A 12,093-nucleotide genomic window follows, 5' to 3' on the forward strand; every position below is an offset into this window, starting at 1 on the left:
TCACGGTCGGAGCAGCACGTCGCACAGCAGGAAGTCGAGCTCGCTTCCGGACAGCCATTGGGCGCTCACCGTCGCGAAGTCGGGCTCTGAGCCGGCGTCGCTCTGCCGCCAGAGGTCGTCCAGGCGGTGGCGCGCGGCGGTGCAGAAGATGTCCGCCAGCGCGTCGGCGTGGGGCTGGCCCCGGGAGGCCAGGGCCGACGCGTGGGCCAGCGTGACGGACATCGTGAACAGCTCGTTGCTGAGCTGGTTCAGCAGGATGAGCGTCCGCTGCCGCGCGTGGAGCACGCTCGCTTCCGGATGGTGGCGCGTCAGCTCCACGCACCTGCGGGCCAGCCGGTGGACCTCCTGGGCCGTGAACTGGAGGTGCTCCCGGTTGCGCTCGGACAGGTGCTCCTCCACCGGGAGCGGCGCGGGAGGAGCTTCGAGCCGCGCGGCGTGCTCGGGCGACGCGGAGTGGAGGGACAGGAGACCCTCGCGCGCGGCCTTGTGGTCCACGAGGAAGTCCACGCCGCCCGCCACGCGGAAGGCCCGGGCGTCCCGCAGGGCGCGCTCCACCGGCGCTGGCACCGCGCCCCGTGCCGCCTTGCTCTCGGAGGTCTCGTAGCCCTCGGCGGCGAGGAGCGACACGGTCCGGTCCACGATGCGCGCGCACGCCAGGGAGGCGATGTTCTTGGCCGCCACCTGTTCGAACCAGCGCACGGGCAGGTTCTCCGCCGTCACGCCCGTGAGGCTCCAGCGGGCCACGCTCTCCAGGGCGAAGACCTCCGCCGCGGTGGTGGAGACCTGTCGCTGGATTTCGTCGAACTCGCCGAGCGCGCGCCCCTGGGCGAGGCGCCGGTGGAGGAACTCGCGCGACCACTGGAGGCACTTCTTGGAGAGCGCCAGGGACGCCGCCACGATGATGTACATGCGGCCCAGGGCGCTGAGGGGCTCCAGCAGCGGCGTGTTGCGCCAGTGCTCCTGCGACATCGCCAGCATCCGCTCCTTCGGCACCCGCACGTTGTCGAAACCCAACGCGGCGATGGGCAGTCCGCGCAGGCCCATCAGCCCGTGCTCGGCCCGCACGTGGAAGCCGGGGCTCGTCGTCTCCACCACGAAGAGGCTGATCTGCTCCCTGCCGCCTTCGCAGAGCGTGGCGGTGACGTTCAGGACGTCCGCGATGGAGCCGTTCCCGATGTAGACCTTCTCCCCGTTCAGGACATAGGCCGTCCCATCTTCCGTGGGCGTGGCGGTGGTGGAGGCCCTCCGCGCGGAGGCTCCGGTGGGCTCGGTGTCCGCCCAGCCGGAGATGGCCCCTTCGGCCATCCGGGCGCGGACGTAGTCCTTCAGCGGACCGTCCTGGACCGCCTCGATGATGGCACCCGCGCCCAGGCCGCTGTGGATGGCCAGCGTGTAGCCCACCGGGAGACACCGGCTCATCACCGCTTCGATGACGCGGAAGGTGTTCAGCATGGAGAGCCCCCGGCCCCCCAGCTCGCGCTCCACTGGCAGTTTGTAATAGCCCCTCGCGCGCAGGGCTTCGCGCAGCTCCGGGGAGATGCGGCCCGTGCGCTCCACCTCGTCCGGGTCGACGTGCTCCTTCAGGAACTGTTCGACCTCCGCGATGACGGCATCGCCCTGTTGGCGTTCCTCGGGCGCGTGTTCAGGGAACTGGCGGATGAGGTCCCAGCGGAGCGTCCCCGCGAAGAGCTGGCCCAGGAAGCCTTCGCGGGCGCGGGTGGCGGGATGCAGGGGCTCGCTCATGGCTTCAGGTCCTTGGTGGAAACGGTGGGGGGACGGTCCTGACGCAGGGGCTCGCCCAGGAGGCGCAGGAGCGCGGCCTTCTGCTCCCGCAGGTAGAAGTGGCCGCCCGGGAGCAGGTGGAGTTCGAAGGGCCCGGTGGTGTGGATGCGCCACGCCTCCAGGTCCTCGCGCGCCAGGTCGTCTTGCGTGCCGCCCGTGACCGTCATCGCGCAGGGCAGGGGTGCGCGGGCTTCGTACGGGTAGGACTCCACGAGCGACAGGTCCGCACGCAAGCCTGGCAGGAGCAGTTCGCGCAGCTCGGCGTCTTCCCGCAGCTCCTGGATCAGCTCGCCGTAGGTGGGTTCCAGAGCGGTGAGCAATCCGGCCTCGTCCAGGTGGCTCGACGGGATGGCACGCGGAGGAAGCTGCGGGGCGGGAGCCGCGGAGAGCATCAGCGCGTCTGGCATTGCACGGCCCAGCTCCCTCAAGCGCTGGGCTGTCTCGAAGGCCACGAGCGCTCCCAGGCTGTGCCCGAAGAATGCGAAGTGCGTCCCGAAGTCCACCGCGGCCACCAGGGAGTCCACCAGCTCGCGGATCCGCGTGAAGGGAGCTTCTTCCGCCCGCGCGCCACGGCCGGGAAGCTGTACGCCCCACACCTCGATGTCTGGGAGCAGGTCCGCCCAGCGCACGTATTCACCCACGGATCCACCGCTGTGGGGGAAGCAGAAGAGGCGCATGGGGGCCTCCGGACGCCGCAGCCGGCAGGCAAGCCAGGGAGAGGGATTGAGGGTCATTGCGAAGAGGAACCGGTGGTCGGGCTGGCGGTGGACGCTGCCTCTTCGAGGAAGCGGGCCAACCGGGCCACGGTGGGGGCGCGGAAGATGGCCTTCACCCGCAGGGGCGTGGCGACATGCGGGCGCAGCCGCGCGATGAGCTGCGCCGCCATCAGCGAGTCGCCTCCCAACTCGAAGAAGTTGTCGTGGAGTCCGACCCGGGGCAGCCCCAGGACCTCCGCGAAAGCAGTGGCGATATGGCGCACCGTCGCATCGTCCCCAGCATCAGGCTCCTCCTGTTCAGCGGTGATGGTGGAAGCCGTATGCGCGGGCGGGCTCGCCCCGGTCTCGGCCTGCCTCGCCAAGGGAGTGGCTGGGTTTGGAGCCTCGACAAGGTAGCGCTGACGCTCGAATGGATACGTGGGCAGCGGCACCCGCTGGCGTCGAACACCCGCGTGAAGTTCCTGCCAGGAGAGTGGCACGCCCGCCGTCCACAGGCGCCCGGCCGCGGTGAGCGCGCTCACCAGGTCGGAGGTGTTGTCCGCGGGGTGGGGGAGGGTGGCCACGGTGAGGTGCGTGCCTGCGTCGGGATGCTGGCGCGCCAGGGTCGCCAGCGTTCGTCCAGGGCCCACCTCCAGGAAGAGGCTGGCCGGGCCCGCGAGCAGCGTTCCCAGCGCATCGCCAAAGCGGACGGTGTGGCGCAGGTGCGCGGCCCAGTACGCGGGATCCACGGCCTGCTCCGAGGTGACGGCGGCGCCGGTGAGGTCGGAGATCCACGGCAGCGTGGGGGGATGCCGTTCGATGCGTTGGACGCAGTCGGTGAACGCGGCCAGCGACGGTTCGACGAGGTGCGAGTGTCCGGCGCCTGGAATGCGCAGCAGGCGCGACTCCACTCCGCTCCCGTTCAGCCGCGCCTGGAGGGCTTCGATGTCCGCCACCGGACCGGACACCACGCACTGCGCCGGCCCGTTCACGGCCGCCAACGAGAGTCCGGCATGGAGTAGGGGGCGCAGCTCGGACTCGGGCAGGGGCACGGCCAGCATGGCGCCCGCGGGCAGGCTCGCGAGGATGCGCGAGCGCTCCAGGACCAACCGCAGGGCATCCTCCAGGCAGAACACGCCGGCCACCGTGGCCGCCGCATAGGCCCCCAGGCTGTGACCCACCACCGCTACGGGCTTCACGCCCCAGCGCTCCCACAGCCGCGCCACCGCGTACTCGATGACGAAGACGCAGAGCTGGCCGGTGACGAACTCGCCCATCCGGGCGGAGGCCTGCGCGCACGCGACGCCGTCCGAAGGCTCCGGATGCAGCACCGTCCCCAGGTCGAATCCCAGCAGGGGCGTGAGGTGCGCGCGGCACGCGTCCACGGCCTCTCGAAAGGCCGGCTGTGCGGCGTACAGCTCCCGGCCCATGCCCACGTGTTGTCCGCCGTGGCCGGGGAACATGAACACCACCGGGCGTGGCGCGGGCTCCGGCCGCGCGTCGCTCGCGGGGCCCTGCTGCTCCGCCAGCGCGCGGAGTACGTCGGCGGTGTCCTGGCCCACGGCGAAGGCGCGGTGCGCGAGCGCGGTGCGCCCCACCTGGAGCGTCCAGGCCACGTCGCCCAGGGGAACGTCCGTGTGCGCGCGCAGGTGGCCGCCGAGCCGGTCCACGGCCCGGGCCAGCGCGGCGGGCCCGTGGGCCGACAGCACCAGCAACCGCGGCGTGCGCGTGCGTTCGGGCTCAGGCGACGCCGGTGCTTCTTCCAGCACGACGTGGGCATTGGTCCCGCCAATGCCCAGGGAGCTGACGCCAGCCCGCCGTGGAAGGCCGCCGGTGTCCCAGTCCCGCAGCTGGGTGTTCACCCGGAAGGGGCTGTGTTCGAAGTCGATCTCCGGGTTGGGCTGTTCGAAGTTCAGGCTGGGGGGCAGCTTCCGGTGCTCCAGCGCGAGGACCGTCTTGATGAAGCCCGCCACGCCCGCCGCCGCGTCCGTGTGACCGATGTTTGTCTTCACCGAACCAATCCAGCAGAACTGTCGTCGGCGGGTGTCGAACGCCTTCGTCAACGCGGCGAGCTCGATGGGATCTCCCAGCCGCGTGCCGGTGCCGTGGGCCTCGATGGCGGTGATGCTCTCGGACGCCACCCCGGCGACGCGCAACGCGGTCTGGATGACGCTGGCCTGCCCCTCCACGCTCGGCGCGGTGAAGCCAATCTTCCCAGCAGCGTCGTTGTTGATGGCGGAACCCCGGAGGACGGCGCGGATGGTGTCCCCGTCCGCCAGGGCATCCGCGAGCCGCTTGAGCACCACCAGCCCTGCGCCATTGCTGCCCACGGTGCCCTGCGCCTTCGCGTCGAACGCGCGGCAGCGGCCATCCGGAGACAGGGGCCCGCCCTCGCTGTAGTGGCCGAACCGGGGCGGCGCATGCACCGACGCGCCGCCGGCCAGCGCGATGTCACAGTCCCCCGCGAGCAGTGCCTGGCCGGCCAGATGGATGGCGACCAGGGACGTGGAGCAGGCCGTCTGCACAGTGACGGCGGGACCGCGCAGCCCCAGCTTGTAGGCCACCCGGCTGGTGAGGAAGTCCATGCCCGTCGCCAGCCGCAATTGCCAATCACTGGCACCCGCGAGCAGCTCCCGCCGGGCTCGGAGCGCGGACAGGTAGGACGTCTCACTGCCTCCGGCGTACAGCCCGATGGCGCCGGGGTAGCGCGCCGGATCATACCCGGCGTCTTCCAATGCCTCTCGCGCGCACTCCAGGAACACCCGTTGCTGTGGATCCAGCATCAGGGCTTCCTGAGGCGAGCAGCCAAAGGCCGCCGCGTCGAACCTGTCGGCGTCCGCCACCAGCCCGAATGCAGGCACCTCTTCGCCCACGGCGGCCTCCCCGGGCGGCTGCTCGCGGGGGTGTCCATCCGGGCCGAAGAAGGTGATGGATTCGACGCCGCCAGCCAGGTTGGCCCAGAACGCCTCCGCGTTGGCCGCACCGGGGAACCGGCACGCCAGCCCCACCACCGCGATGTGCGCGGAGCGGTCCTCCCACGGCTCCCCGGAGGCACCCGTTCCTGCTCCTCCGGCGTGCTGTCCGGCTCCAGCGGTCTCCGCACGGCCTGTCATGCGCGCGAGTCCGCTCTGTCGCTGTTCCTGGCGCTGCTCACGCGCGGCGGCCGCTGCTCCGCCATCGCCCTGTCCCTGGAGGTGCCCGGCGAGCGCGCGAACAGTGGGGAACTCGAACAGCTTCACCATGGGCACGTCATGGCCCAGGCGGCTCTTCAACAGGTGCTGCACCTGTCCCAGCAGCAGGGAGTGCCCGCCCAGGTCGAAGAAGTTGTCCTCCGCGCCCACCCGCTCCAACCGCAAGGTCTCGCACCAGAGGCCGGCGAGCTGACGCTCCAGCTCATTCGCGAGGGGTACCTGGGACGCTTGCGTCACGGTGGGCGCGGGCAGGGCCCGTTCATCCACCTTGCCGCCGTGGGTGAGCGGCAGCGCTTCCAGCGCCACATAGGCGGAGGGAATCATGTAGGCCGGCAGCTCGCGGGCCAGGTGTTCGCGCAGCCGCGCGGGCGAAGGCACGGCGTGCCCGGCGCGAGGCACGAGGTAGCCAACCAGCCTCGGCTCCGCGCCTGGAGCGCTCCAGGCGCGGACGTGGGCTTCAGCGATTTCTGGACACGTGCGCAGCCGCGCGGAGATCTCCGCTGGCTCCACGCGGAAGCCGCGAAGCTTGAGCTGCGCGTCCATGCGGCCCAGGAACTCAAGCTCACCGTCGGGTCGGATGCGGACGTGGTCTCCCGTGCGGTACAGGCGCGCACCCGGGCGCGATGAGAAGGGGTCGGGGATGAAGCTCGAAGCGGTGAGGTCCGGGCGGTTCAGATAGCCCCGCGCCACCCCGGCGCCGCCAAGGTACAGCGCTCCCCCCGCACCCAGGGGAGCGGGTTGCAGCTCCGCATCCAACACATACGCCGTGGTCCCCGCGATGGGGCGACCGATGGCGGGCAGGGACGCATCCGTGCCCGAGGAAAGCACTTCGCTGGAGGTGGCCGTCACGGTGGTCTCCGTGGGGCCGTACTGGTTGAACAGGCGCCAGGGCATCCCGGGCCTGGGACGCGAGAGGAGCCGGTCTCCGCCCGCGAGCACCGTGCGCAGCTCGCACGCGTCAGGCCAGTCCAGGGCCAGCAGCCGCTCGGCGAGCGCGGTGGGCAGGTCCGTGAAGGTGATGCGTTCGGACAGGAGCCACGCCTGGAGTCGCTCCGGGGACAGGCGCACGTCCTGTCCGGGGACATGCAGCGTCGCGCCCGCCGTCAGCGCCGGCCAGATCTCCGCGGCGGAGGGGTCGAACGCGGGGGAGTAGAGCAGCGTGGCGCGGCTGTTCGCATCCAGGCCGAAGGCGCGCCGGTGCCATCCGACGAGGTGGGCCAGCGAGCCGTGCTCCACCATCACCCCCTTGGGCGTGCCCGTGGAGCCGGAGGTGTACATGACGTAGGCCCGTTGTCCGGGCCACGCATCGGCGGAGGGCTGGCCGCGCGGTGTGCCGGGGGCGTGAAAGTCCCCGACGCACACCCGCTCCAGCGTGGCGGGGAGCCGTTCGCGGAGCGCGCCGGTGGTCACCACCTGGCGGACGCCACCATGGGCGAGGAGGAGCGCGAGCCGCTCGGCGGGGTGCTCCGGATCCAGCGGCAGGTAGGCCGCTCCGGCGAGCAGTACGCCCAACTCGGCCGTCACCAGCTCGGCGCCCCGGGGCGCGCAGACGCCAATGAGCGACGACGCATCCGTGCCCTGTCGGCGCAGGTGTTCGGCCAGCAGCGTCGCGCGGCGGATCAGCTCCGCGTAGGTGAGCGCGCCCGCCTCATCGCGCACCGCCACCGCGGCGGGTGTCCTCCGGGCCTGCTCCAGGACCTGGCGCTGCACCGGGGGCTCGGACGTGGACACCTCTGGGCCGTTGCGCTCCCGCAGGAGGGCATGGCGTTCCGCGTCGGTGAGCATCGGCAGGCGCGACACCGTGGTGTCGGGGCTTCGCACCGCGACCTCGAGCAGCCGCAGGAAGTGGGCGGACATCCGCTCCATCGTCGCGCGGTCGAAGAGGTCGCGGTTGTATTCCCAGATGAGCGAGATGCGGGCATCCCCGCGTGAGGCGTCCCCCAGGTGCCGTCCGGCATGGGGAATGGCGACGACATCCAGGTCCACCTTCGATGAGCCATTGCCCCGCTCGAAGATGGTGCAGGAGGCGCTGCCCAACCTGGGACTGGGCACGGCCGAGTCGTGGAAGCTGAACATGGCCTGGACGAGCGGGTTGCGACTGGGGTCGCGCTTCACGCCCAGGGCTTCGACGAGCTTGAGGAAGGGATACGTCTGGTGCTCCGCCGCCGCCGAGGTGACGTCCTTCACCTGGTGGACCAGCTGTCGAAACGACGGCGCGCCGGAGACATCACATCGCAGGACCACGGCATTGACGAACATGCCAATGAGGTTCTCGATGTTGCGGATGCCAGCCCTGGCGGCGAACGCCGAGCCGATGCACAGGTCCTGCTCCCCGGTGTAGCGGTGAAGCAGCGTGGCGAACGCGGCGAAGAGGGCATGGAAGAGGGTGACGCCCTCGCGTTGGCAGAAGGTGCGCAAGGCGCCCGGCAGGGCCGGTGGCAGCTCCAACCGGAGGAGGTCGCCGTTGGAGCCCTGCACGGGCGGTCGCGGGCGGTCGGTGCGCAGCGGCAGCACCTCCGGGGCTCCCGCCAATCGCTCGCGCCAGTAGGCGAGCTGGGCCTTCATGCCCGGGGCTTCGAGCGCCGCACGCTGCCAGACCGCGAAGTCGCGGTACTGCACCGCCGGCTCCGGCAACGGCGAGTCTTCGCCCCGCAGGTAGGCGTTGTAGAGCGCGTCCAGCTCCCGCATCAGCACGGAGAAGGACACCCCGTCGTGGACGACGTGATGCTCGACGAGCACGAGCTCGTGTTCGTCCGGAGCCAGGCGGAGGGCGCTCCAGCGGGCCAGCGGCAGCGCGAAGAGGGAGAGGGGCCGGCGCAGCTCCTCCCGGATGGCCTCCTCCCGCCGACGCTCCCGGACGCCCTCGGGCAGTGCGCTCAGGTCGAGCAGGGGAAGTCGCACCGGCGTCACCGGCTGGACGCGCTGCCACGGCCGTCCGTCGACCTCTTCATAGGTCGTGCGCAGCAGCTCGTGGCGCCGGGTGAGCTCCGTCAGGGCGCGTTCGAGCACCGCCAGGTCCAGCCCGCCCATCACGCGAAGGGTGGTCTGCGCCTGATAGGAGATGCTGTCGGGCGACAGCTTCTGGAGGAACCAGACCTGCTCCTGTTGCACGGAGAGCGGCGCGCGCGAGGGGTCGGCGGCGCGAACCACGGGCGGCAGCATGGCCTTCGCGGGAGCGGCCCTGCGCGACTCCAGCAGCTCCGCGAGCAGGGCGATGCGGGGGTGGGCGAAGAGCTGCGCAAGTGAAACGCTGACGCCCAGTGTGTCTTCAATCCGGGAGGTGATGCGCGTGGCGAGCAGGGAGTGGCCGCCCAGCTCGAAGAAGTCGTCCTGGAGACCGACCTGCTCCTGCTTCAGCTCCTCCTGCCACACCCGCGCGAGCCCCTGCTCCAGCTCCGTGCGGGGCGCGACATACTCACGGATCCGGGGAGTGTGGAGGGCTGGAACGGGGAGCGCCTGGACGTCCACCTTGCCGTTGGGGCCGAGTGGGAGCGAGTCCACCACCACGAACGTCCGGGGCATCATGGCCTCGGGAAGCCAGGCCCGCAGGTGCTCGCGCAGTTGCTCCGTTCCGGGGACGGCCCGCGCGTCGCGAGGCGTGAACCACGCCACGAAGAAGACGTCTGCGTCAGGCGTCAGGGCTCCGGTGCTTCGCGCCATGACGTGCGCGGCCCCCACGTGCGGATGGGTCTGGAGCGCGGCGGTGATCTCCGCGGGTTCGATGCGGATGCCACGCACCTTCACCTGCGAGTCGACGCGGCCCAGGAACTCCAGCGAGCCATCCGGCGCCCTGCGACCGAGGTCCCCCGTGCGGTACAGGCGCTCGCCGCCGGTGGGGGAGAAGGGATGGGGGATGAAGCGCTCGGCGGTGAGCCCCGGCGCCTCCACGTACCCGCGAGCCAGGCCTGTCCCTCCGATGAAGATCTCCCCTGTCTCTGCCTCGCCCACGGGCCGCAGCGCCGGGTCGAGCAGGTGGATCTCCGCGCCGTCGATGGGACGACCAATGGACGGCAGATGCTCCTCGCGCGACACCCCGGCGGGCGGGACGACATCCGACGTGCAGTAGATGGTGCACTCGGCGGGGCCATAGCCATTCACGAGCTGGAAGGGCATCCCCGGCCTGGGACGCACGTGCAGCCGGTCGCCTCCGGTGAGCAGCAGGCGCAGGGCACAGGTCTCCGGCCAGGGGAGCGCGAGCACGCGTTCGGCGAGCGGGGTGGGCAGAAAGGCGAAGGTGATGTCCCGGGCCAGCAGCCACTGCTGCAACTTCCGGGGTGACAGACGGGTCTCCTCGTCCTCCGGGAGCTCCAGCCGCGCGCCCGAGGCCAGCGAGGGCAGGATGGACATGATCAGCGCGTCGAAGCCCAGCGAGGCCACCACGCCCACGTTATCCGCCGGTGACAGCGCGAACGTGGCGCGGTGGTGGGCGGTGAACGCGGACAGGGCGCGGTGGCTGATCATCACCCCCTTGGGCAGCCCCGTGGAGCCCGAGGTGTGGATGACATAGGCGAGCTGGTCCGGCAGGACGCGGACCTCCGGGTTCACGCCCGGAAACGACGCGAGCTCCTGGTCCGGAAGCAAGAGGACCTGGAGGCCCGTCGCCGCGAGCCGCTCCGCGGCCGGTCCCTCGCCAATGACAGCCATCGCCCCCGCGGACGTCGCCATGTGACGCAGGCGCTCGGGCGGAGAGGACGGGTCCAGCGGCAGCCAGGCCGCTCCCGTCTTGAGCACCGCCAGGAGGGACACGACGAGTCGCGTGCTTCGCGGAAGGCAGATGCCGATGATGCAGTCCGGTCCAGCGCCCCGGGCGCGCAGCGCATGGGCCAGGCGGTTCGCTTGCTGGTCGAGCGCGGCGTAGGTGAGGGACTCGCCCCCCTGGCCTATCGCGACCTGGGAGGGATGTTCGACCGTGTGTTGCTCGACGAGCAGGTGGACGAGGGGGGGCAGCAAGAATCTTCCAGCCGGCGCCATCCCGAAGGCTTTAGCAGCAGCCCTCAGGAAGCCCAAGCCCCCCGGCCCGCCCCTCGCCGCGGCTTACTCGCGCGTGGACGCCGAGACAGCGGACGCCGGTTTGATACGTTCCAGGCTGGAAATGCCCGACAGCGTCTCCGCGAGGGCCCTGGCGTCGAGCGGCAGGGTTATCGTGAAACAGGTCCCCTCCTGGGCCGAGCTCGTCACGGACGCTCGCCCACCATGCGCCTCGGCGAAACCTCTCACCAGGGGCAGCCCGAGTCCCCAGCCTTTTTCCGCGCTCTCCGTCGCGGACCTCGAGCGGTGGAACGGTTCGAAGATGTTTCGCAGATCCTCCCCGAGGATGGGGTCGCCCTGATTCCTCACCTGGAGCGTCACCTGCGAGCCGCTCCGGCCCAGCGCGACTTCAATCGGGGTGCCCGGTGCGCCGTACTTCGCCGCGTTGGAGGCCAGGTTCTCGACGATGCGACGCAGTCCGATGGGATCCGCCATCAACTGGAACGTGCCTTCTGCCTTCAGGACGAAGCGGTCTGTATAGACCGACGTGAGCTCCTCCAGCGTCTGGACGGTGATGGCGTGGAGGTCGCATTCGCTGAGCTTCAGGACCACCTGCTTTCCGGCCTGGATCTGGCTCGCGTCCAGCAGGTTTTGGATCATCCGTTCCGCGCGGTCCAGGCTCTGGCTCACCCGAGCCACCGACGTCTGGATGCTCGGCATGTCCGGATGGCGTCTGCCGAGCAGTTGCAGGCTCAACTTCGACGCCGTCAGGGGCGTGCGCAGATCATGCGTCAGCGCCGCGACGAACGTGTCCCGGAGGTTCTGTTCGGCCTTCAGTTTCGTGATCTGATTCCGGAGGTTGATCTCCGTCATGATGGAGGCCGTCAGCTCCCGCATCACCTTGAGCTCTTGCGCCGTCCATTCGCGCACCTTGGGCTCGATGCAGCAGAAGGTCCCCAGCACGTGCCCGTCCGGGTTGATCAACGGCAGCACGATGATGGCGACGATGCCCCACGGCCCGGTCGAGGGATGGAACCTGAGGAAGGGATCGGCCAGGGCGTTCGAGGAGATGATGGATTCACCCTCGAGCGTGTAGCGACACAGCGAAGCATCAATCGGGAGCTCCCGCGTTTCGCTGAAGGGCGAAGGCAGGCCGAAGTCCGCCTTGAAGAACTGCTTGTCGGCATCCACCAGGGAGATGATCGTCAACGGGACGTGGAGGAGCTCGGCCGCCAGGTGTGCAAGGCGGTCAAAGGCTTCCTCCCGAGGCGTATCCATCAGGCCGGTGTCCCGGATCGCCTGCAGGCGATTGGGATCCGTGAGGCGGCGATTACACCGTTGCGTCCGCCCGAGTGATGCGTCATCCAGTGCGCCCAGGAACTTCATGGGAGCGTTTTTAACCCGGTTCCCGGGGAGTGGGTACCTGGATGCCGAGGGCCCGCTCGTCCGGTCGCTGA

The 12,093-nt window shown here is 70.5% G+C and carries 4 protein-coding genes; all 4 read right to left on the reverse strand.

Annotation, left to right across the window (positions count from 1 at the left end):
* The 4 genes from OV208_RS28535 to OV208_RS28550 all read right to left on the reverse strand — a co-directional run bounded on the left by OV208_RS28535 (position 1) and on the right by OV208_RS28550 (position 11,914).
* On the reverse strand, positions 1-1,743 hold the full coding sequence (locus tag OV208_RS28535) for an acyl-CoA dehydrogenase family protein (protein WP_267577071.1): 1,743 nt from the start codon (positions 1,741-1,743) through the stop codon (positions 1-3).
* Complete coding sequence (locus tag OV208_RS28540; protein ID WP_267577072.1) at positions 1,740-2,459, reverse strand: thioesterase II family protein; 720 nt, start codon at positions 2,457-2,459, stop codon at positions 1,740-1,742. The genes OV208_RS28535 and OV208_RS28540 overlap by 4 nt, the downstream gene beginning before the upstream one ends.
* A 53-nt stretch (positions 2,460-2,512) precedes the next feature.
* The gene (locus OV208_RS28545; protein ID WP_267577073.1) at positions 2,513-10,618 is read right to left on the reverse strand and encodes a non-ribosomal peptide synthetase/type I polyketide synthase; all 8,106 of its coding nucleotides are present in this window, start codon (positions 10,616-10,618) and stop codon (positions 2,513-2,515) included.
* Between the two features lie 84 nt (positions 10,619-10,702).
* Positions 10,703-11,914 carry a GAF domain-containing sensor histidine kinase gene (locus OV208_RS28550; protein WP_267577074.1) on the reverse strand — a complete coding sequence of 404 codons (1,212 nt, stop codon included), beginning with the start codon at positions 11,912-11,914 and terminating at the stop codon, positions 10,703-10,705.
* Positions 11,915-12,093: the final 179 nt, after the last annotated feature.

This window comes from Corallococcus sp. bb12-1, assembly GCF_026626765.1.
Classification (GTDB): Bacteria; Myxococcota; Myxococcia; order Myxococcales; family Myxococcaceae; genus Corallococcus; species Corallococcus terminator.